Here is a 20,177-nt window from a genome sequence, read left to right as displayed (position 1 = left end):
CTCCTCAAGGGAACCGATCGCGCTAAACCCTCACCTCCATCACCGCATACACCCCATCCTTCGGCACCACCACGGTGACGTTTTCAACCGGGACGCCCGCCGCAATGTGGATATCCTGCAGCTGCTGTAACGACCGCGGGTGAATATCCTCCCAGCCGATACCGCGCAGCACAAAGTCAATCTGCGGGCTGCTGGTCAGCATGTTCGATACAATCACCGCCCCGCCGGGCTTTACCAGCCGCAGCGCGCGCTGGAGGAAAATTACCGCATCGGTATCGTTGAAGTATTCGAAAATCCCCAGCGCATCGACCAGTTCAGCCTGATGCTCACCCAGCTCCAGCAGTAAGTCCTCATTACGCACCAGCGTATGAAGCAGGTTGCGCCGAAGCAGGGTCAGCTGTTCGCCTACCACAATGCCCTCCTGGGCCGCCATGGTTTCTGCCCAGCTGAGCGCCACGGGGTCTTTGTCCACCAGCGTGAGATACACCTGCTGGCCGTCGAGCTTTGCTTCGCGCAGCGCCTCCAGCACCGGGATTGCAGCCCCGCTCGCCAGGCTGACCCAGTTGTTCTCACTCTCGTTATGAATGTATTTATCCACCAGCGCGGCCAGCACCCGGGCGCGGGAACGCACGCCTACCGCATCGTTAGCGTGAATAAACCACTGGCGGCTGTCGCTGTCCATTTTGGTTCCGTCTGGCAGGCGGTCTTCCAGCGGGTTTTGCACCACAAACAGCGCCAGCGCGGAGGGCACCAGCCGGGTGCGCCACGCGGTCAGCGCCGGGCGGTTGCGAAAGGCCTGTTCGGAATAGCGGTTCTGCGGGACAAGCACCGCCTCTCCCCCCTCTTCGTATTCAACCCGAGGGGGACGTAGCGCAGGTTCAGCTTTCAGCGCCCGGTCAAGGATGGCAATCTCACGGACAGCATCGTCTTTCATCGGCCACCGATCGCTGACGTCGGGAAATGACGCACTGAAAATGGTCATGTTTTCCGGTGCATTGCCGTGAAAAGGCTGCCAGTTCATGTCCTCTTCCCTCCGTAGGGCTTTTAACGGAAGTCTATCCAGGCGAGCCAGTAATACCCTACGAAGAAAGCACGATCTTTACTGCTTCACCCACACCAGTTGGTCAACCCGGAAGCCCAAGCTGCGGGCAGTGTTCAGATAATCTTGTTTCACCGCATCCGGGATCGTGGGCGTGCGCGACAAAATCCACAGGTAATCGCGGTTCGGACCGCTCACCAGGGCGTACTGGTACTTGTCGTCCAGCTTGATCACGTTATAGCCGCCGTAGAACGGTCCGAAGAACGACACCTTCAGCGCAGCCGTGGTCGGTTCGCCGGTAAAGTACGCCTTCCCTTCGCTCTCATTCCACTTGTTCTTCACTGGGTCGTAACCGCGGTTAAGCACGCTAATGCCGCCATCGCTGCGCTTGCCGTAGGTGGCGGTCACCTGCTCCATCCCGCGTTCAAAACGGTTTTCCAGGCGGGCGACTTCGTACCATTTACCGAGATAGCGGCTGGCGTCAAAACCGGAAATCGGCTGCACGCCCTTCGGCGGCGTAGGGGATGTACAGGCGACCAGCGTCAGGGCAATGGCAACACCGGTCACAACAGGCCATAGCTTCATGAGAATTCCTTTCATTTGCACGGTTGGATGTTAAGTGTAGTGCACCGTTTCGGCGCTTCATCCCGTTCGGGAAAATTCGTAGTATATTGAAAGTATTCCTCCACTCTGGACACGGACATGGCTTACTCCATCGGCGAATTCGCCAGACTCAGCGGCATCACCGCCACTACCCTGCGGGCGTGGCAGCGTCGCTACGGTTTACTCAAGCCACAGCGCACGGAAGGCGGCCACCGCCAGTACAGCGATGAGGACGTCCAGCAGGCGCTTAAAATCCTCGACTGGGTTAAAAAAGGTGTCCCGATTGGCCAGGTCAAACCGCTGCTGGAACGCCCGACGCCGGGGCGGACCAACAACTGGCAAACCCTGCAACAGAACATGCTGCAACGTCTGCAGGACGGCAAAATCGAGTCCCTGCGCCAGATGATCTACGACGCCGGACGCGAGTACCCAAGACCCGAGCTGGTCACGAACGTGCTGCGCCCGCTGCGCAGCCAGGTCTCAGCTAACGTCGCCGCCGCCATGACCCTGCGCGCGATCCTTGACGGCATCATCATCGCCTACACCTCGTTTTGCCTCGAGGGCGATAAGAAAGCGCCAGGGGATAATATTCTGCTCAGCGGCTGGCACCTGAACGACGCCTGCGAGATCTGGCTCGAAGCCCTGACGCGCACCGGGCAGGGCCACCGGATCGACATTCTGCCCTCGCCTCCTGACGCGCTGGCACCGGAAATTTTCCCGGAGCGCAAATGGCTGCTGGTCACCAGCGGCAAGCTCACCGCGGCACGGAAAAAACAGGTGGAACAGTGGCAGCAGCAGGTTTCCCTTGAAGTGATTATCCTCTGACGATTTTCCCGCTGCTGCTGAGCCAGTCCTGCAATGGCAGCAAACACCTCTTGATTTTAAAAGATAAAAAAAAATAGCCCCGCGAATACTTGGACAAATTAGTCATGTTGTGTAAGTTTTAGTTATATGAACGGGAGGACCACACCATGACAACGAAACCTGTGCTCGGTATTAGCGGATGTTTGACCGGATCCGCCGTTCGCTTTGACGGCGGACATAAGCGTATGGGCTTCGTCATGGATGAGCTGGCCCAGTGGGTGAATTTCAGGCCCGTCTGCCCGGAAATGGCCATCGGCCTGCCGACGCCTCGCCCGGCGCTGCGCCTGATCGTGACGACGAACGGTGAAAAGCAGATGCGCTTCAGCCATGCGCCTCATGAAGACGTTACGCAGAAAATGGCGGACTTTACGGCAGACTTTTTGCCGAAAATTGGCGATCTCTCCGGCTTTATCGTCTGTGCGAAATCCCCCAGCTGCGGCATGGAGCGCGTGCGGCTGTATGATGAAAACGGCAACCGGGGCCGCAAGGAGGGGGTTGGGCTGTTCACCGCTGCCCTCCTTGAAACCTGGCCGTGGCTGCCCGTGGAGGAGGATGGACGCCTGCACGATCCGGTGCTGCGGGAGAACTTCGTCGAGCGTGTTTTTGCGTTGCACGAGCTGAACACACTGCGAAAAAATGGCCTGACGCGCCGCGCGCTGCTGGACTTCCACAGCCGCTACAAGCTCCAGCTGCTGGCGCACCACCAGGCGGGTTACCGTGAAATCGGCCCGTTCGTCGCCTCGCTGCACGAGTGGGAAGACCTGGACGCGTTCTTCGTGGCGTACCGGGAGAAGCTGATGACTATCCTGAAAAAACCCGCCTCGCGGAAGAATCACACTAACGTACTGATGCATATTCAGGGCTATTTCCGTAACCAGCTGAACAGCCGCCAGCGCGGCGAACTGCGCGATGTGATCCTGCACTATCGCAACGGACAGTTACCTATCCTCGCGCCGATCACGCTGCTGAAGCACTACCTTGCCGAATATCCTGACCGGTATCTGATGACGCAAAACTACTTTGATCCCTATCCTGATGATTTGGGTCTGCGTCTGGCCGTTAAGTAAATAAAGACGCGAAGGCCCCATTGACCCGTAGAGGCCCGCAGCAGTAGCCCGTTTAGACGACATCCTCACTGTCGTCTCTTTTTTGCATTTCATCTCAAAGACTGTGATTATATACAGGCTTATTCTGCAAAAGGGGCCTGCCTGTGATTAACACCCTGCACATCCAAAACTACCGCTCCATCCGCGATATGTCGCTGGAGCTAGAGCAGCTCAACATCGTCTTTGGGCCGAACGGCACCGGGAAATCGAATATCTACAAGGCGATACATCTGATGCACAGCGCCGCGCAGGGGCAGTTTTCCCAGGCGCTGGCAAACGAGGGCGGCATCCTGAAGGTGTTCTGGGCAGGCAAAACCCGCAGCGATCAGCTGCGGCGGATGAATCTGGCGGTAGAAACAGAGACCTATGAATACGAGCTGCAGGTCGGGTTTGTGGAGAAGCTGCCCTATCCCTCGCAGTTTCAGCTCGATCCGGTGATCAAAGCAGAATCTCTCTGGCTGAGTGGCCAGCACCGACGCCCCTCGTCGCAGCTGATGAAGCGCAGGAATCAGGCGGTGTTTCTGAATAACGTGCATCATGAGAAAGTGACTCACAGCGGCACGCTCTATGAGAATGAATCGGTGTTCGGCCAGCTCGGTGAACCGCATCTTTACCCGGAAGTGTCGCAGATGCGCGAGTCCCTGCGTAACTGGCGCTTTTACCATGAGTTTTCCGTCTCCTCCGGCTCGGCGATGCGTGCCCCGCAGGTTGGTTTCCGCTCCCCGGTGCTGGCCAGCGACGGCGCCAACCTGGCAGCGGCGTTTCAGACCATTGTCGAGATTGGCGACGAACTGCTGCTGATGCGCATTCTCGACCAGGCCTTCCCCGGCTGCGTGTTTTACAGCGACAACACCGGCGGACGCTTCCGGATGATGATGCAGCGCGAAGGGCTGAGCAGACCGCTGGAGCCCGCAGAGTTCTCTGACGGTACGCTCCGCTTCCTGTGCCTGGCGGTGGCGCTGTTAAGCCCGCGCCCACCGGCGTTTATCGCGTTGAACGAGCCGGAAAACAGCCTGCATCCTCAGATGCTGCCCGCGCTGGCGAGCTTAATCGCCGAGGCCAGCCGCTACTCGCAGATCTGGCTCACCAGCCACTCGCCGGAGCTGGCGCATTTGATTGAGAAACATCGATCGTTTTCGCTGTATCAGCTGTCGATGGTGGAGGGAGAGACGAGAGTGGAGAGGCTGGGGTAATGCTTTGTTCCTTGCATTCCTTTTCTCCAGTCACCACTTTCAAGGTCGCCATCAACGACGAAGATGATTTCCGCCGGGTATGCCTTTGGCGAATTCTGAGCTCGAGATACATTATCCAATTTATTGTCGCCAGTTTCTGCTGGCAGGATAATCTGTAAACGTTGGTTATCAGATGAGAAAATTAAAATGGATATTGCACTTTTCCCTGGTCAGAACACCCGTGCATGGGCTGAAACAATGATAAATCTTGAAGCCCGTCGGATACATCAGCATTAAACAGCAAATAACAGGATCACGCTAAAAAGACACTGGCGCCAAAGTAGAAAACAATAGATTACGGTGTTTAAAGCACTCTCGTTAGGATCGCTCGTAACCGTCAGCCAGAAGATGCCGCCCACACCTTTTTATTCCATCGAGACAGAATTATAAAGACGAGTGAACACGAAAGGTCTTTCGCCACTCCGCCGGACTGACCCCAAAACGCGCCTTAAACTGTTGTCGCCAGGTGACAGCGGAATTAAATCCCACCAGCTCGGCCACGTTTTCAATCGGCATATTTCCCGCTTCAAGCAAGATCTGGCTGCGCCGCAGGCGCTCGGCGGTAAGCCAGTCGGCGACGCTCATCCCCGTGGCCTTAACAAAATGACGGGTCAGGGTGCGGCGGCTCATGGAAACCACTTCCGCCAGCGAATCCAGGCTATGCGGTTCGGTGATGTGCTGCTGAAGATAGTCGATCAGGCCGTTAATCCGCCCGTCCCGGGTATCTTTCGGCACCGGCTGGGCAATGAATTGCGCCTGTCCGCCATCACGGTGGGGCGGAACAATCATCCGGCGGGCGATCTGGTTAGCAACCACGCTGCCAAAGCGCTGACGAATGATATACAGGCAGCAGTCCAGCGCGGCGGCAGTGCCTGCGGAAGTGATGATATTGCCGTCATCCACGTAGAGGGCATTGATATCCAGCCGGACGTTCGGGAAGAGCGACTGAAACTGGCGTTCGAACTCCCAGTGGGTGGCCGCACGTTTGCCGTCGAGGATCCCCGCATAAGCCAGCACAAACGACCCCAGACACAGCCCGACAATCTCCGCGCCGTGATCTCTTGCTTGTATCAGGCTGTCGAGCAGCGTCTGAGGCGGGCGTTCAAGGACATGCTGCCAGTAGGGAACGACGACAATATCGGCCTGTCCGATGGCGGAGTAGTCCTGCGTAGCATTGAGGGCAAATCCGTCTTTTGATGTGAGGAAACCGGGCGTTTCGGCGCAAATCGTCACGTTAAAGCGCTTTTCGCCGGAGACCGAGTCACCAAACAGAATGCAGGGAACGGAGTAATGGAACGGGCTGAACCCGTCTACCGCGACAATGGCGACGTTGATGAGCGACATCAGTTTCTCCCTTCCCTTTAAAACACTCAGAATATAATGGTTTCACCGTCCTGGGGAATGCTCACTGCGTCACTCACCTGGTTGGCTTCAACGTACTCACGCAGCGCGCTGCGGGTCAACAGGCAGTGGTTGATGGCCTCCATGTGGCTCGCCACAATGTGGGCCTGCGGCAGCAGGAAATGGACGTTGAGCACGTCTTGCTGGCCCATAATAATCGGCCCAAAACCAATAACGTGAGCATAGCCAGCGTTAAGGACCACCACATCCGGCTGGTGCTTTTGCAGATCGGCTGCCACCTCTTCACGCCAGACGGTATCCCCTGCCAGACAGAGCGTCTTCTCAGCAGGATGACGCAGCACCACGCCGCAGGCCTCGCCCAGCCGCGCCGCCAGCTCCGGTACGGCGTAAGCGCGGTCAGTACCGTGCTGGCCGCCGTGGGTTTTCGCAATCTGAATATCGCCGAAACGGGTCGCATCGGTCATCACCGTCAGGTTGCTAAACCCCTGGCTGCGCAGCAGCGCGGCGTCACTGTCGTTTTGCACGTAGATCGGTTTGTCTTTGGCGATCAGTTCCGCCGCAGTGCGATCCCAGTGATCGTCATGGGTATGGGTAACGATCACCGCATCGGCATCCAGCAGCGTGTTGACGTCAACGGGAAGCTCGACCATCGGGTTGCGGAGATCGGCGCGTGCCGTGCCGGGAAAACCCGGGTATGCGCCCTTCGGGGCCAGCATCGGGTCGATTAAAAGGCGTTTACCGGCGTAGGTAATCAGCTGCGTGGCGTTGCGAATGTGGGTGATGTTCATGGGCTATTCTCCGGTTAGTGTGAAAAGAGAATAGCCCGTGGCCACGCTGAACACTGTGGGCTAAAGGGCGATGTTCGATGAAATCGGGCCAATTTAAGGCGCCGCGTTTTCTGTCCGCTCCCTTACCAGCCCGGTACCGCCCCACCGTTAAAGATGGTTTCAGCGGCTTTAGCCACTTCAGGCGACTGATAAGACTGGATAAATTCCTTCACGTTCTCCGCGTCTTTGTTGTCTTCGCGCGTCACCACAATATTCACGTACGGCGAGTTTTTATCTTCAATAAAGACGCTGTCATGCACCGGCGACAGCCCGGTTTGCTGAATATAGGTGGTGCTGATAATCGCGACATCCACTTTCGGGTCATCCAGCACGCGCGGCAGCTGCGCCCCTTCCAGCTCCATAATCTTCAGGTTTTTGGGGTTCGCGGTAATATCCAGCGCCGTCGGCAGCAGACCGGTGTCTGGCTTCAGGGTAATGAGCTTCTCTTTTTGCAGCAGCAGCAGCGCGCGCCCCAGGTTGGTCGGATCGTTTGGAATAGCGATGGTCGCGCCGTCTTTCAGATCAGACACGGATTTGATTTTGCGGGAGTAACCCGCCATCGGGAAGACAAAGGTGTTCGCCACGGCCACCAGCTTGTAGTTATGCGCCTTATTATCCTCTTCAAGGAACGGGCGATGCTGGAATACGTTGGCATCCAGTTCCCCCTGGTTGGTGGCGTCGTTGGGCAGCAGCGAACCGCTGAAGCCCACCAGCTCAACATCCAGGCCATATTTCTCTTTAGCCACTTTTTTGGCGACTTCCGCCACGTCCTGTTCAGCGCCATTGATGACGCCGACTTTAATGTGTTTGGCATCGCTGCCACTTTGATCGCATCCTGCCAGCAGCAAACCTGCGAGAACCAGAGCACCCAATCGACGTTTCACAAGACAGTTCCTTTTGATAAATGGTGCAGTGACTATATCGACAACGAGACGCTGAAATAAAAACCGAAAAAGAATCAGTAAGAAGGATACGTTATAAACGGGTATCGCCGGGTGGCGCTGTGCTTACCCGGCCTATATGACGGGGAAGTGTAGGCCCGGTAATCGTAGCGCCACCGGGCGATGAATCTCGATGCCTAATGACTTAAAGCGCTTTCGCCAGGTAATGACGCTGCATGCCCGGATAAGGATAGTCCTGCAAAGACATCTGCAGCTGATACCCCTGTTTTTCATAAAACGGACGCGCCTGGAAGCTGGCCGTATCCACCAGCGCGTGCTTGCAGCCTTTGCGTCTGGCTTCCTCTTCAGCCGCTTTGATGAGCTGGCTGCCCACACCGGTTCCCCGGACGGTGTCGCTTACCCAGAGGTAATCAATATTCAGCCAGTCGCCTTTGCGCACGCCGATTAACCCGCCCAGCATGACACCTTTTTCGTCACGCACGTAAACGCCAATATCGCCGCTAAAGGTTGCCATATCCAAAAATTGCGCGTTGTAGGCACGAAGCCCCACGAATAACTCTTCTTTTTCCTGCTGCGTAACCGTATTGGTAATGCTCAGTTGCATGGCGTTCTCCCTGTTTTTGTGTGCTGTTTGACTATCGCACAGATACTTTACGGAGAAAATTCATACTTTCGGCTGGCGTCGCTACACTGAATGTAACGATATATTTCATGGGAAGCATGCGTCTTTTCAAGGGGGTTTCGATGAAAGCTGCGCACCTGGTCTGCCTGCTGGTTTGTCTGCTGTTCGCCGCGTTTGTCCATGCGCAGGAAAAGGACGATCCGGCGCGGGAGGCTCAAATCAAGCAGCAGGTCCTCAAAGATGTGAAAAAAGCCTGTACACCCCAGAAAAAACAGAGCGATAAAGCCTGGCAGGAGATGATTTTGTCGTCTGAGGCCAATCAACTGCTGATCAAGAATGCCATCACCGCCGTCAAGCGCGACAACCTGGATGCCTACTGGGCGGCGATTGGCCAGGTGGATTGTATGGAAGATTATTGAATGCTGCTTGCCGGGTGGCGCTGCGCTTACCCGGCCTACATCATACGTTTAACGCTTCCGCACGTCCGGAATGATGAGATCCCCGCGCAGCACGTACGACCCCAGCATCTGCGTTTTTTCCGTCAGCCAGCTCACGATACGCGCCGCCATGGCATCCATTGAATATTCAATGGCCGGGATCACCGGAATACCCGGCAGGTGCAACGAACCGGCCAGGCTGAAGACCATAATGTCCTCCGGCACGGATTTATTAAACGCCTGCAGCTGCGGGATCACCCGCTGGGCTTCCTGCTCGTCCGCGACCAGCAATGCGTTGAAATTGAGCGTGCTGGCGTTATTGAGCAGCTCCTGAAGCGCAACGGACGAGGAGGTGGCGTCCATAAACACAAGGTTGCGATTAAAGGGCAGGAAATTTTTCTCCAGCGCATGCTTGTAGCCAAGCAGAACCTGGTCAGCAAAACCGCTGCCGTGCGGGTGGATGAGGGCAATCTGGCGTCGTCCCTGGCTGGTCAGATAGTTACAGGCGGTTTCGGCGGCAAAGGCGTGATCGAACTGGATACTGTTGGAATTATCAGACTCCATACAGTCAACCAGGATAACGTTGTCCCTGTCGACGTCCAGCGGGAAACGCGCGCCAATCACCAGGATGTCATCGCACAGCCCGCAGGAGAGCTCTTCCAGAGCGTGCATCACTTCCGCTTTGCTATGCGCGAAGCGCAGCAGCAGGTGTTTCTGGTGCTGACTGAGCTGTTTTTCCAGCGCGTAGAGATAGCCGGTGGTCTGGTTAATGTTTTCCTGGGCACAAATCACCCCGATGCACCCTGTCGACTGGCTCAGCAGCGACTGCGCAATCACATTAGGCCGGTAGTTAAGTTCATCCACTGCCTTCAGAACCGCCTGACGGCTGGCTTCCTTTACGCCACGCGACCCACTCAACACTCGCGATACCGTGGCTTTAGACACCCCGGCAAGACGTGATACATCATTGATTGTCGACATCTCTTTCCCCTGACAGGCTTACCTCGCGCCTGCAAATTCCATGACCGCTTCGGCTCACATTATAGCCAGAAGGGAGTATATCCGTTTCCGTTTTCCATGGAAACCGATTTTCCGTTTCCACTCAAAATGATGTCAAAACAGCCAAATTGTGTGACACATATCGGGTTAATTAGCCTCATAAGTAAGGGATCTTGATGAGTATCACACTTCTGCTTTTTATAAATGGAAACCGGTTTCCATATGATATCCAATCATCAGCGCAATATCTATTTACATTTTGAGGATGGTTGTCGATGTTCAAGATTATGCTCTGCTGCTCTGCCGGGATGTCCACCAGCCTGCTGGTCAGCAAAATGGTCGATGTCGCGAAAGAACGAGGTTTGCCGGTAAAAATTGATGCGTATGGCGTTTCCGAATTTGATACGCAGTTTCCGCAATACCAGGTTGTCCTTCTCGGACCGCAAGTGAAATACATGTTACAGACACTCTCAGACAAGGCAGCCACCAAAGGCATTCCCGTCCAGCCCATCGATATGATGGACTACGGCATGCAACGTGGCGATAAGGTACTGGACTATGCTCTGTCGCTCATCGAAGCGGCACACTAAAAGGTGTTCTCATGAGTTCGTTATATCAATCCATGGTCGCGGTGATTGAGCAGTCAATTACCCCGCTGGCCGCGAAGCTCGGCCAGCAAAAGTATGTGATTGCCATCCGCGACGGCTTTACCGCCGCGCTGCCGTTTATGATCATCGGCTCGTTTATGCTGGTGTTCATCTTCCCGCCGTTCTCGGCGGACACCACCAACAGCTTCGCCCGCGGCTGGCTGGATTTCTCCCAGACCTACCGCGAGCAGCTGATGCTGCCGTTTAACCTCAGTATGGGCGTCATGACCTTTTTCATCTCGGTGGGGATTGGGGCAAGCCTGGGACGTCAGTTTAACCTTGACCCGGTGATGTCCGGCCTGCTGGCCTTCATGGCCTTCCTGCTGGTCGCCGCGCCGTATGCCGACGGTAAGATCTCCACCCAGTATCTTTCCGGTCAGGGGATTTTTACCGCTCTGATCACCGCGATTTACGCTACTCGCGTCTATGCGTGGCTGAAGCAGAACAACGTCACCATTCGTCTGCCGAAAGAAGTCCCGACCGGCGTGGCGCGGTCGTTTGAGATCCTGATCCCGGTGATGGTGGTGATCGGTACCCTGCACCCGCTGAACCTGTTTATTGAGGCGCAGACCGGGATGATTATTCCGCAGGCGATAATGCACCTGCTGGAGCCGCTGGTCTCTGCGTCTGACTCCCTGCCAGCCATTCTGCTCTCCGTGCTGCTGTGCCAGATCTTCTGGTTTGCCGGTATTCACGGCTCGCTGATTGTCACCGGCATCATGAACCCGTTCTGGATGGCGAACCTGTCGGCCAACCAGGCGGCACTGGCGGCCGGCGCGGCGCTGCCGCACGTCTACCTGCAGGGCTTCTGGGATCACTACCTGCTGATTGGCGGCGTCGGTTCTACGCTGCCGCTGGCCTTCCTGCTGCTGCGTAGCCGCGTAACGCACTTACGCACTATCGGCAAAATGGGCGTTGTGCCAAGCTTCTTTAACATCAACGAGCCGATCCTGTTCGGCGCGCCGATCATCATGAACCCGATGCTGTTTATTCCGTTCGTGTGCGTTCCACTGGTGAACGCCTGCCTGGCCTGGGCGGCAACCAGACTGGGCTGGCTGGCACAGGTAGTGTCGCTCACGCCGTGGACCACGCCCGCGCCCATTGGCGCCTCATGGGCCGCCAACTGGGCGCTGAGCCCGGTGGTGATGTGTCTCGTTTGTATGGTGATGTCAGCGCTGATGTACCTGCCGTTCCTGCGCGCTTACGAGCGTACGTTGATGAAAAACGAAGAGCAGAAGGCTCAGGCAACCGTCGGAGCCGCTGAGACCGCAAGCCATTAAGTCAAAGAGGACGCGTCATGAAATATACCTTTCCCGATAATTTCTGGTGGGGCAGCGCAAGCTCCGCTCTCCAGACCGAAGGGACACGAGAGGGTGAAACCACATGGGATTACTGGTTCGCCCGCGAGCCGAACCGTTTTCACAACGGCGTGGGGCCGCAGCAGACCTCCACGTTTTATCAACACTGGAAAACGGACATTCAGCTGTTAAAGCAGCTGAATCACAACAGCTTTCGTACTTCCATAAGCTGGGCGCGCCTGATCCCCGACGGTATCGGTGAAGTGAACCCGAAGGCAGTCGAATTTTATAATCAGGTCATTGATGAGCTGATCGAACAGGGCATTACGCCGTTTATCACCCTGTTCCACTTCGACATGCCGATGGCGATGCAGGAGATCGGCGGCTGGGAAAACCGTGACGTGGTGGAGGCTTACGCCCGCTATGCGCAGATTTGCTTCGACCTGTTTGGCGACCGCGTACTGCACTGGTTTACCTTCAACGAGCCGATCGTCCCGGTGGAAGGCGGTTATCTGTACGACTTCCATTACCCCAACGTGGTGGATTTCCGCCGGGCGGCCACCGTGGCGTATCACACCGTGCTGGCCCATGCGAAGGCCGTTCAGGCCTACCGTGCGGGCCATTATGCCGGGGAGATTGGTATCGTATTGAACCTGACGCCGTCGTACCCGCGCTCGCAAAACCCGGCGGACGTCAAAGCGGCGCACGTGGCCGACCTGATGTTTAACCGCAGCTTCCTCGACCCGGTTCTGCGCGGGGAGTATCCGGCCGACCTGGTGGCGTTGCTGAAAACCCACAATCAACTGCCTGCCTGTAAACCGGAAGACAGTCTCCTGATTGCGGAAGGGAAAATCGACCTGCTCGGCATTAACTACTACCAGCCGCGTCGCGTGAAGTGTCGTGACAGCGCGGTGAACCCGCAGGCACCGTTTATGCCGGAGTGGTTCTTTGAAAACTACGAGATGCCAGGCCGCAAGATGAACCCGTACCGTGGCTGGGAAATCTACGAGCCGGGTATTTACGATATTCTGGTCAACCTGCGCGACAATTACGGCAATCCACGCTGTTTTATTTCTGAAAACGGTATGGGTGTCGAAAATGAGCAGCGCTTTATTGAAAATGGCCAGATAAACGATCAATACCGCATTGATTTTATTTCCGGGCATTTAACCTGGCTGCATAAAGGTATTAGCGAAGGGTGCAATTGCCTTGGTTATCATATGTGGACCTTTATTGATAACTGGTCGTGGTGCAATGCGTATAAAAATCGCTATGGATTTATCCAGCTCGATTTGGAAACGCAGCAGCGCACCCTTAAAAAGAGCGGAGAGTGGTTTGCCGCCACCTCATTAAATAATAGTTTCGATATCTAAAGAGAGAGATGATGATTGCCTTAGAAGAAGCGGTTATGGAAATCATCGTCAATGCGGGTCAGTCGCGCAGCCTGTGCTTTGAAGCACTGCACGCTGCGCGGCAGGGCAACATTGACGAAGCCAAAAGCCTGCTGCGTGAAGCCGATGGCTACGCGCGACAGGCGCACAAGATGCAGACCAAACTTATTGAGCAGGATGCGGGAGAAGCCCGTCAGCCGATGACCTTAATTATGGTTCACGCCCAGGATCATTTAATGAATTCGCTATTAGCGCGTGAATTGTCTGAAGAAATAATTCATTTATATCAGAGATAATCTATGGCGAAATAAATTAATGTAATACCTCTGCACCTAAAATAGAATTCCACTTGTTCTGATGATAGCGACATACTCTGTCAGATCGGAGCGGGATGGTTATTGTCTGAATAAAATTAAACTATATTGAGATAACCATGAATACGATTAAAAAACTTCCATTAACCATGGCGGTTATCGCCGCGCTTTGCCCAATTTCTGCCCTCGCCCAGGAATTTACGCAGGAGCAAATCGACACCATCGTGGCAAAAGCGGTGGATAAAGCCCTGGCCGAACGTCAGGCCAAAATGGATGCCGCCGTGGCGAAAAAAGCCGACGTGGTCACCGAGCCGCAAAGCGCGGCGCAATCCCCGGACATGGCGATTCCGTTCGGTATTAAATTTACCGGTTACGCCCGCTACGGCGCGCACTTCCAGGCTGCTGACCAGAAGTATGTGGCGGTAGACGGCTCCTATAACGGGGCATCTGCCATTGGTCGTCTGGGTAACGAAGGCAACGGCGGCGAATTCCAGCTCTCCAAAGCCTTCAAGGGCGACAACGGCGCCATCTGGGACATCAACGTGATGATCGACCACTGGGGCGATGAAGTTAACCTGAAAAAAGCCTACGCCGGTGTAACCAACATTATGGCCTCCAACCCGAACGCCTATTTCTGGGCCGGTCGTGACTTCCACCAGCGTCCGCAGCAGGGCATCAACGATTACTTCTGGATGAACCACGACGGCCAGGGCGCCGGGGTGAAGAACTTCGACATCGGCGGCGTGCAGTTCGACGTGGCCGCCGTGGCGGCGGTGGAATCCTGTAGCCCGGAAGTACTGGAAGATGAAGCGAACCCGTCGCGCATCACCTGTACCGGCGGTTCCGGCACGGGCGACAAAGGCAACTATGCGGCAACCTCAAAAATCCACGGCATGAAAGTGGGTCCGCTGGATCTGGAGCTGTACGCTAACTACGGCTTTGACTCAAAAGCCGTGGAGAGCGACGAACGGCTGAACGCCTGGCAGGGCGGCGTGGTGCTGAGCCACACCAACGACAGCGGCGTGAATAAGGTGATTGCCCGTTACTCCGATAACGCGGACAACAGCGTGTTTAATAAAACCGAAGATCTGACCACGGTCTATGCCAGCTTCGAAGGGCTGTATAAATTCACTCCTGCCACGCAGGTGGAGTACATCCTCGCCTTCCACGACTACGACAACAGCCGTGATAAAACGGACAACCGTAAGAACTACAACGCCATTGTCCGTCCGATGCACTGGTGGAACGACGTCCACTCCACCTGGCTGGAAGCGGGCTGGCAGCATGTGGATTACGACAACGGCGGCGATAACAAGGGCTGGAAGCTGACCCTCTCCCAGAACATGTCGATCGCCATGGGGCCGGAGTTCCGTCCGATGCTGCGCTTCTACGTAACCGGCGGCAAAGTGGATAACGAACGCACCGCCCGCGTGAACGGCACCAAAGACGAGACGCTGGACGACTTCAACGTCGGCGCAATGTGGGAGGCGTGGTTCTAGTAAAGCGTCGTTTGTTTCGCCCGGCGGCGCTGCGCTTGCACGGGCCTACAAGGTTTTGTAGGCCGGGTAAGCGTAGCGCCACCCGGCAAGATCCCATGTTATGCTACAAAAAAACCAACATAGCAGGGGAGAACATGGGTTCCACACGTAAAGGGATGTTAAACGTCCTGATCGCTGCCGTTTTATGGGGCAGTTCAGGGGTGTGCGCGCAGTACATCATGGAGAAAAGCCAGATCTCTTCGCCTTACCTGACGATGATTCGCCTGCTGTTTACCGGCGTGATCCTGCTAACCCTCTCCTTCGTTCACGGCGACAAGATTTTCTCGGTCATCAAACATCGCAAAGACGCCCTCAGTCTGCTGTTTTTCTCGCTGGCTGGCGCGCTTACCGTACAGCTCACCTTCCTGCTGACGATTGAAAAATCCAACGCCGCTACGGCCACCGTGCTGCAATTTCTGTCGCCGACGATTATCGTGGCGTGGTTCGCGCTGGCACGCAAAAAGCGCCCCGGCGTGTTTGTCCTGTCCGCGATCGTGACCTCGCTTGTCGGGACTTTCCTGCTGGTGACCCACGGCGATCCCACTTCGCTCTCCATCTCCCCTGCAGCCTTGTTCTTTGGCATTGCCTCGGCGTTTGCCGCCGCGTTTTACACCACCTACCCGTCAACGCTGATTGCCCGCTACGGCACGCTGCCGATTGTCGGCTGGAGTATGTTGATTGCAGGGTTAATGCTGACGCCATTTTATGCCGGGCGCGGCACCACCTTTGTGATCGACGGCAGCCTGCTGCTGGCGTTTTTCTACCTGGTGGTGATCGGCACGGCGCTGACGTTCAGCCTGTACCTGAAAGGCGCGCAGATGATCGGCGGGCCGAAGGCGAGCATTCTGAGCTGCGCCGAGCCGCTGAGCAGCGCGTTACTGTCGGTGATGCTGCTGGGCGTGGCGTTTACCCTGCCAGACTGGCTGGGCACGCTGCTGATTGTGTCGTCGGTGGTGTTGATTTCGATGGATTCGAGAAGACGGGTTCAGACATCGGCGTGACTTATGCGTAATAGTGATAGCGACACATCAGAATGGTGAGAGCGCTATCCGACACCCCGTAAACCAGACGGTCAGTGTCGTTGATCCGCCGGGACCAGTATCCGGAAAGGTTGCCTTTAAGGGGTTCCGGCTTACCCAGGCCATCGAAGGGCTGGCGCTTTGCATCCTCAATCAGTTTATTGATTCTGCGAAGCGTCTTCTTGTCCTGCTCCTGCCACCACAGGTAATCGTCCCAGCCGTTATCGGTCCAAATCAGTAGCCTGGTCATCTATCAGATCCCTCTGCGTGGTTTTTCCCGTGTTTGCCTGCTCGATTGACTCCATCAGTCGGCTGGCGTTGGCAGGCGAACTCATCAGATGGATGGTTTCCATCATTGAGTTGTAGTGCTGCAGAGACATCACTACCGCATCACCCCCGTTACGACGGCTGATGATGGTTGTCTCCACGTTGTCATTCACGTCGTCCAACACATCTTTGAGTCGGCTTCGTGCTTCGGTAAACGTCACAACCTGCATACTTCCTCCTGTACAAGTTACGGTACAAGTATATCGGCAAGGTGATTATTTATCAATCAACGTGTCTTTACCTTCCCCGCCACCAGCAGCGCCGTCAGCAGCATCAGCGTGCCGGAAATCACCAGCGGTGACGTCAGCCCAAGATGGTCGAGCGCAACGCCGCCCACCGCCGCGCCGCAGGTGTTCGCCAGCTGAATCACCGCCACCTGAATCGACCCGGCTTTCTCCGCCTGATCGGCAAGCGAGCGGGTGATCCACGTCGACCAGCCAACCGGCACCAGCGCAAAGGCAAAGCCCCAGATAATCGCAATCGCCGAGGCGACCCATTTGTCGCTACCCCACAGAATCAGCACCACGGCACTGACAGCCAGCACCAGTGGGGCACCCGCCAGCGCCACTTTCAGGGAGCGTTTCAGGAACTGGGACGACAGCGAGGTGCCGACAAAGCTGGCGATACCGAAACTCAGCAGCACCAGCGTCAGGCCATCGACGTCAAAACCCGCCATGGTCATAAACACCGGGCGGATATAGGTGAAGAAGGCAAACTGCCCGGCAAAAGCCATAAAGATGGCGGTCATCCCCGCCAGCACGCCAGGGCGCTTCAGCAGCGCGAACATGTTCTGCTTATGGTGCGCCGCTTCGCCCGGCAGCGACGGCAGCGCTTTCCACACCCAAATGATGCAGAGCAGCCCCATTACCGCCGCCGCGTTAAAGACGTTACGCCAGCCGATAATCCCGCCGAGAAAACTGCCCAGCGGCGCGGCGATCACCAGCGCGATGGAGACCGCGCCAAAGATAACGGACAAGGCCTTCGGCACGGTGCGCGCCGGCACCAGACGCATGGTGAGCGAGGCAGACATCGCCCAGAAGCCACCAAGCCCCAGCCCAAGACAGGCGCGCCCCAGCAGCAGCAGGGTGAAGCTTTCCGCGAAGGAAACCAGCAGGCAGGAGAGTGTCAGCAGGACGCTGAACAGAATGACCACTTTACGGCGGTCAATCGCGCCAATCACCTGCGTAATAAACAGGCTGGCGAACATTGCCACAAACGCGGTGACGGTAACGGACTGCCCCGCCACGCCTTCAGAAATGCCCAGGTCCTGCGCCATCGGCGTCAGCAGGCTAACCGGCAGAAACTCAACGGTAATCAGGCAGGCGACGCAGAACGCCACGGAAAAAACCGCCGACCAGTTGGGGCGAGTAACCTCTTTGGTCTGCGGTTTGGTCGAGGGCTGGATATGTTCTGTCATGGCGTCACCTGAAGATAAAAACGTGCGGAAAAGTCGCGCAGTTTATCATCAAAAGTGTGATGGATTTAACGTTTAGACAACTTTTGACGTTTTGACAGGGGATCAGTGCAGGTAAAACACCCCCTCTTCCGGCAGGAAGAGCTGGTTATAGCGTAGCTGGAAGGCATTCAGCTCTTGCGGGTCGGGCTCCATTTCGCGCATAAAGCCGAGCGTCAGGCGGATTTGTGCATCGGTGATTGGCGCGGCCAGACGGGCTTTACGCAGCATGCGGTGCCAGGTGTGCAGGTTCTCTTCGCTGCCGTCGACGATGCAGACCTGCCAGATCAGCAGCACCTGTGCCGCGTTTTGCAGATGCGCTTCGTCAGGGCGTTCAAGATAGCGGATAAACTCATTGCCGGGCGTTTTACCGAACTGGTCGATCATCGACTCGACAGGCATTGGGGTGATCCCCAGACGTTCGCTTAAGCGTTTGATGGCGCGGCGGGAGTCAGAGGTCAGGACACGAAACCCAACCACAAACACCACGGCAAGCGTTGCCAGCATTATCCAGACCATGCGTTCTCCTTAGAATAGCCGCTCATCATAGCGGGAAACGCAGGGCGTCAACAGCGGGCGGCGCCATAATAGTGAACGGAAAAGACCTTGCAGAAGGGGATATAAGGCAGTAACGCCGGGGCGTTAATATAAAAAAGCCCGGCATCACACACCGGGCAAAGAAGTTACCTGCACACTCAGGCTATTTTTAATTTCTGCGCGCGATTTTCCCGGCGAATTTTACGTTCCTCCAGCACCGCGACCATCGCCATCAGGACGATACAGCCGATGGCTGCCGCATCCAGCGCGGCAAAGGTGCCCGCCCAGCCGGTGAGGCCGAAAATTGGCGTGCCGTCAGCGATCATCCCCAGACCCAGCTTGGCGAAGCTGTCGCCGATCAGGTAGGCGAAGGTGCCTTTAATCCCGTCGGCGGCACCGATCGCTTTTTTCGGAACGAAGCCGACTGCCGCCACGCCGATCAGCAGCTGTGGACCAAACACCAGGAAGCCTAGCGCGAACAGGGACGCCAGGTAAACGTACTGGTTGCTGGCATGCTGGTAAACGCCCAGGGTAGCAATAATCAGCGCCAGCGCGATGCAGGCCACCAGTGCACGACGACCGTTGGCGAGATCCGAGAGCCAGCCCCAGAGCAGCGTGCCGACCAGCGCGCCCACTTCAAACAGGGTGAAGCCCTGAATCGCCACCTCTTTAGAAAGCTTCAGCTCCTGGAAGGCATACACGGTCGACCACTGGTCAATACCGATGCGCACCACGTACAGGAAGATGTTGGAGAAGCAGAGCAGCCAGATCACTTTGTTTTTCAGCACGTACTCAACAAAGATCTGCCATTTGGTCATCTCGTTTTCTTCGGTCTCTTTGTCCTCTTCGCTGATCTCCTCGCCGAACAGCTCTTCGGCTTTGCCAAGGCCGTAAGATTCCGGGGAGTCGCTGCCGAAGCGCAGGCCGATAAAGCCGACAATCAGGGCGATAATCGACGGGAAGATAAACATGCCGATCACGTGGCCGTCGAACAGGTAGTTTGCGCCGAACAGCGCCACGCCAGCCGCACCTGCCCCGCCGAGGTTGTGGGAGATGTTCCACATGCCGAGGTACGAGCCACGCTTACGGCGCGGGGTCCATTTGGTGATGGTGGAGTAGCTGCACGACCCGCCGGTGCTCTGGAAGAAACCGCTCAGGGCGTAGAAGGCGATCATCAGGAACAGGCTAACGGAGCCCGCGCCCATGCTGGCGCTGAAGCCAAGCATACAGATAGCGGAGAGGATCAGCATAAACGGCAGGAACTGCTTGGTGTTTTTGCCGTCCGCGTAGTAGGAGACAACGGTTTTCCCCACGCCGTAGGTGATGGAGAAGCCCAGACCGATCATCCCCAGCTGCGTCATGCTCAGCCCGTAGGTCGAGATCATGTCGTTCTGCGCGATGTTAAAGTTTTTGCGGATCAGGTACATGGTCAGGTAGCCGATGAAGACCACCAGATAGGACTGCATGAACGGTTTGAACCACATCTTGCGCCGCACGTCGAGCGGCAGATCCAGGGTCGGCTTGCGCACCTGATTGAGGAAGGCCAGCATGGTTTGCTCCTGAGCTGATTTTTACCTGCGAATGGCAGGCATTGTAAAAATCAGCCGGGAGAGATGCCTGAGACAGCGTCCAGGTAAAACCGGGAAAATTTCTTAGTTTT

22 protein-coding genes are annotated in these 20,177 nt (G+C 56.3%); 10 read left to right on the top strand and 12 right to left on the bottom strand.

The annotated features are described in order from the left end of the window. Nucleotides 1–22 precede the first annotated feature (22 nt). Nucleotides 23–1,021, bottom strand: coding sequence for a class I SAM-dependent methyltransferase (locus C5687_RS08745; RefSeq protein WP_104556752.1), 999 nt, complete (start codon nt 1,019–1,021; stop codon nt 23–25). Nucleotides 1,022–1,099: 78 nt separating this feature from the next. After that, nucleotides 1,100–1,624 (bottom strand): lipocalin family protein, encoded by a 525-nt coding sequence (locus C5687_RS08740; protein ID WP_104556751.1) that lies wholly within the window; start codon nt 1,622–1,624, stop codon nt 1,100–1,102. A 117-nt stretch (nt 1,625–1,741) separates the two neighbouring features. Here C5687_RS08740 and C5687_RS08735 point away from each other — a divergent pair, with 117 nt between their 5' ends. The 3 genes from C5687_RS08735 (at nt 1,742) to C5687_RS08725 (ending at nt 4,805) form a co-directional block, all read left to right on the top strand. Further along, complete coding sequence (locus tag C5687_RS08735) at nt 1,742–2,467, top strand: MerR family transcriptional regulator (protein WP_047957430.1); 726 nt, start codon at nt 1,742–1,744, stop codon at nt 2,465–2,467. A gap of 146 nt (nt 2,468–2,613) precedes the next feature. Further along, complete coding sequence (locus tag C5687_RS08730) at nt 2,614–3,573, top strand: YbgA family protein (protein ID WP_095452053.1); 960 nt, start codon at nt 2,614–2,616, stop codon at nt 3,571–3,573. A gap of 143 nt (nt 3,574–3,716) precedes the next feature. Beyond that, on the top strand, nt 3,717–4,805 hold the full coding sequence (locus C5687_RS08725) for an AAA family ATPase (protein WP_104556750.1): 1,089 nt from the start codon (nt 3,717–3,719) through the stop codon (nt 4,803–4,805). Between the two features lie 423 nt (nt 4,806–5,228). Here C5687_RS08725 and C5687_RS08720 read toward each other — a convergent pair whose 3' ends face one another. The 4 genes from C5687_RS08720 to C5687_RS08705 form a co-directional block, all read right to left on the bottom strand. Then, nucleotides 5,229–6,188, bottom strand: coding sequence for a GlxA family transcriptional regulator (locus C5687_RS08720; protein ID WP_094918660.1), 960 nt, complete (start codon nt 6,186–6,188; stop codon nt 5,229–5,231). 26 nt (nt 6,189–6,214) lie between these two features. After that, nucleotides 6,215–6,994 carry an MBL fold metallo-hydrolase gene (locus tag C5687_RS08715; RefSeq protein ID WP_104556749.1) on the bottom strand — a complete coding sequence of 260 codons (780 nt, stop codon included), beginning with the start codon at nt 6,992–6,994 and terminating at the stop codon, nt 6,215–6,217. A 122-nt stretch (nt 6,995–7,116) separates the two neighbouring features. Beyond that, nucleotides 7,117–7,935 carry a lipoprotein NlpA gene (gene nlpA, locus C5687_RS08710; RefSeq protein WP_176472241.1) on the bottom strand — a complete coding sequence of 273 codons (819 nt, stop codon included), beginning with the start codon at nt 7,933–7,935 and terminating at the stop codon, nt 7,117–7,119. A gap of 184 nt (nt 7,936–8,119) precedes the next feature. Beyond that, a complete protein-coding gene (locus tag C5687_RS08705) occupies nt 8,120–8,539 on the bottom strand; it encodes a GNAT family N-acetyltransferase (protein ID WP_047957421.1) in 420 nt (139 codons plus the stop codon). Between the two features lie 140 nt (nt 8,540–8,679). Here C5687_RS08705 and C5687_RS08700 point away from each other — a divergent pair, with 140 nt between their 5' ends. Further along, nucleotides 8,680–8,976: a YicS family protein gene (locus C5687_RS08700; RefSeq protein ID WP_047957420.1), complete on the top strand. Its 297-nt coding sequence runs from the start codon at nt 8,680–8,682 to the stop codon at nt 8,974–8,976. A gap of 48 nt (nt 8,977–9,024) precedes the next feature. Here C5687_RS08700 and C5687_RS08695 read toward each other — a convergent pair whose 3' ends face one another. Further along, the gene (locus C5687_RS08695) at nt 9,025–9,975 is read right to left on the bottom strand and encodes a LacI family DNA-binding transcriptional regulator (RefSeq protein WP_025757008.1); all 951 of its coding nucleotides are present in this window, start codon (nt 9,973–9,975) and stop codon (nt 9,025–9,027) included. Between the two features lie 293 nt (nt 9,976–10,268). On the opposite strand from C5687_RS08695, the gene C5687_RS08690 reads away from it, so the two are divergent. The 6 genes from C5687_RS08690 to C5687_RS08665 all read left to right on the top strand — a co-directional run bounded on the left by C5687_RS08690 (nt 10,269) and on the right by C5687_RS08665 (nt 16,182). After that, nucleotides 10,269–10,583: a PTS sugar transporter subunit IIB gene (locus tag C5687_RS08690; RefSeq protein WP_014830072.1), complete on the top strand. Its 315-nt coding sequence runs from the start codon at nt 10,269–10,271 to the stop codon at nt 10,581–10,583. Nucleotides 10,584–10,594: 11 nt separating this feature from the next. Then, nucleotides 10,595–11,920: a PTS sugar transporter subunit IIC gene (locus C5687_RS08685; RefSeq protein ID WP_045286460.1), complete on the top strand. Its 1,326-nt coding sequence runs from the start codon at nt 10,595–10,597 to the stop codon at nt 11,918–11,920. A gap of 17 nt (nt 11,921–11,937) precedes the next feature. After that, nucleotides 11,938–13,311: a glycoside hydrolase family 1 protein gene (locus tag C5687_RS08680; RefSeq protein WP_094918655.1), complete on the top strand. Its 1,374-nt coding sequence runs from the start codon at nt 11,938–11,940 to the stop codon at nt 13,309–13,311. Between the two features lie 11 nt (nt 13,312–13,322). Beyond that, nucleotides 13,323–13,625, top strand: coding sequence for a PTS lactose/cellobiose transporter subunit IIA (locus tag C5687_RS08675; protein ID WP_008500136.1), 303 nt, complete (start codon nt 13,323–13,325; stop codon nt 13,623–13,625). Between the two features lie 137 nt (nt 13,626–13,762). Further along, the gene (locus C5687_RS08670) at nt 13,763–15,142 is read left to right on the top strand and encodes a carbohydrate porin (RefSeq protein WP_104556748.1); all 1,380 of its coding nucleotides are present in this window, start codon (nt 13,763–13,765) and stop codon (nt 15,140–15,142) included. A gap of 134 nt (nt 15,143–15,276) precedes the next feature. Beyond that, entirely contained in the window at nt 15,277–16,182 is a 906-nt protein-coding gene (locus C5687_RS08665) for an EamA family transporter (RefSeq protein ID WP_059386239.1), read from the top strand. Nucleotide 16,183: 1 nt separating this feature from the next. Here the strand turns inward: C5687_RS08665 and C5687_RS08660 are convergent, their stop codons facing one another. The 5 genes from C5687_RS08660 to uhpT all read right to left on the bottom strand — a co-directional run bounded on the left by C5687_RS08660 (nt 16,184) and on the right by uhpT (nt 20,067). After that, entirely contained in the window at nt 16,184–16,450 is a 267-nt protein-coding gene (locus C5687_RS08660) for a Txe/YoeB family addiction module toxin (protein ID WP_025757004.1), read from the bottom strand. Further along, nucleotides 16,422–16,697, bottom strand: coding sequence for a type II toxin-antitoxin system Phd/YefM family antitoxin (locus C5687_RS08655; RefSeq protein ID WP_047957416.1), 276 nt, complete (start codon nt 16,695–16,697; stop codon nt 16,422–16,424). The genes C5687_RS08660 and C5687_RS08655 overlap by 29 nt, the downstream gene beginning before the upstream one ends. Before the next feature lie 56 nt (nt 16,698–16,753). Next, nucleotides 16,754–17,944, bottom strand: a complete 1,191-nt coding sequence (gene nepI / locus C5687_RS08650; RefSeq protein ID WP_104556747.1) for a purine ribonucleoside efflux pump NepI — start codon at nt 17,942–17,944, stop codon at nt 16,754–16,756. A gap of 102 nt (nt 17,945–18,046) precedes the next feature. Continuing rightward, nucleotides 18,047–18,499 carry a DUF1198 domain-containing protein gene (locus tag C5687_RS08645; RefSeq protein ID WP_047957414.1) on the bottom strand — a complete coding sequence of 151 codons (453 nt, stop codon included), beginning with the start codon at nt 18,497–18,499 and terminating at the stop codon, nt 18,047–18,049. A 176-nt stretch (nt 18,500–18,675) separates the two neighbouring features. After that, the gene (gene uhpT / locus C5687_RS08640) at nt 18,676–20,067 is read right to left on the bottom strand and encodes a hexose-6-phosphate:phosphate antiporter (protein WP_025757000.1); all 1,392 of its coding nucleotides are present in this window, start codon (nt 20,065–20,067) and stop codon (nt 18,676–18,678) included. Nucleotides 20,068–20,177: the final 110 nt, after the last annotated feature.

This window comes from Enterobacter sichuanensis, from assembly GCF_002939185.1.
Classification (GTDB): Bacteria; Pseudomonadota; Gammaproteobacteria; order Enterobacterales; family Enterobacteriaceae; genus Enterobacter; species Enterobacter sichuanensis.
This window is presented reverse-complemented; position numbering and strand designations above follow the sequence as displayed.

Excerpts from the sequence above, each read along its gene's own strand:
- C5687_RS08745 (WP_104556752.1), bottom strand. The coding sequence starts at position 1,021 with ATGAACTGGCAGCCTTTTCACGGCAATGCACCGGAAAACATGACCATT.
- C5687_RS08740 (WP_104556751.1), bottom strand. The coding sequence starts at position 1,624 with ATGAAGCTATGGCCTGTTGTGACCGGTGTTGCCATTGCCCTGACGCTG.
- C5687_RS08735 (WP_047957430.1), top strand. The coding sequence starts at position 1,742 with ATGGCTTACTCCATCGGCGAATTCGCCAGACTCAGCGGCATCACCGCC.
- C5687_RS08730 (WP_095452053.1), top strand. The coding sequence starts at position 2,614 with ATGACAACGAAACCTGTGCTCGGTATTAGCGGATGTTTGACCGGATCC.
- C5687_RS08720 (WP_094918660.1), bottom strand. The coding sequence starts at position 6,188 with ATGTCGCTCATCAACGTCGCCATTGTCGCGGTAGACGGGTTCAGCCCG.
- C5687_RS08715 (WP_104556749.1), bottom strand. The coding sequence starts at position 6,994 with ATGAACATCACCCACATTCGCAACGCCACGCAGCTGATTACCTACGCC.
- C5687_RS08705 (WP_047957421.1), bottom strand. The coding sequence starts at position 8,539 with ATGCAACTGAGCATTACCAATACGGTTACGCAGCAGGAAAAAGAAGAG.
- C5687_RS08700 (WP_047957420.1), top strand. The coding sequence starts at position 8,680 with ATGAAAGCTGCGCACCTGGTCTGCCTGCTGGTTTGTCTGCTGTTCGCC.
- C5687_RS08695 (WP_025757008.1), bottom strand. The coding sequence starts at position 9,975 with ATGTCGACAATCAATGATGTATCACGTCTTGCCGGGGTGTCTAAAGCC.
- C5687_RS08690 (WP_014830072.1), top strand. The coding sequence starts at position 10,269 with ATGTTCAAGATTATGCTCTGCTGCTCTGCCGGGATGTCCACCAGCCTG.
- C5687_RS08685 (WP_045286460.1), top strand. The coding sequence starts at position 10,595 with ATGAGTTCGTTATATCAATCCATGGTCGCGGTGATTGAGCAGTCAATT.
- C5687_RS08680 (WP_094918655.1), top strand. The coding sequence starts at position 11,938 with ATGAAATATACCTTTCCCGATAATTTCTGGTGGGGCAGCGCAAGCTCC.
- C5687_RS08675 (WP_008500136.1), top strand. The coding sequence starts at position 13,323 with ATGATTGCCTTAGAAGAAGCGGTTATGGAAATCATCGTCAATGCGGGT.
- C5687_RS08670 (WP_104556748.1), top strand. The coding sequence starts at position 13,763 with ATGAATACGATTAAAAAACTTCCATTAACCATGGCGGTTATCGCCGCG.
- C5687_RS08665 (WP_059386239.1), top strand. The coding sequence starts at position 15,277 with ATGGGTTCCACACGTAAAGGGATGTTAAACGTCCTGATCGCTGCCGTT.
- C5687_RS08660 (WP_025757004.1), bottom strand. The coding sequence starts at position 16,450 with ATGACCAGGCTACTGATTTGGACCGATAACGGCTGGGACGATTACCTG.
- C5687_RS08655 (WP_047957416.1), bottom strand. The coding sequence starts at position 16,697 with ATGCAGGTTGTGACGTTTACCGAAGCACGAAGCCGACTCAAAGATGTG.
- nepI (WP_104556747.1), bottom strand. The coding sequence starts at position 17,944 with ATGACAGAACATATCCAGCCCTCGACCAAACCGCAGACCAAAGAGGTT.
- C5687_RS08645 (WP_047957414.1), bottom strand. The coding sequence starts at position 18,499 with ATGGTCTGGATAATGCTGGCAACGCTTGCCGTGGTGTTTGTGGTTGGG.
- uhpT (WP_025757000.1), bottom strand. The coding sequence starts at position 20,067 with ATGCTGGCCTTCCTCAATCAGGTGCGCAAGCCGACCCTGGATCTGCCG.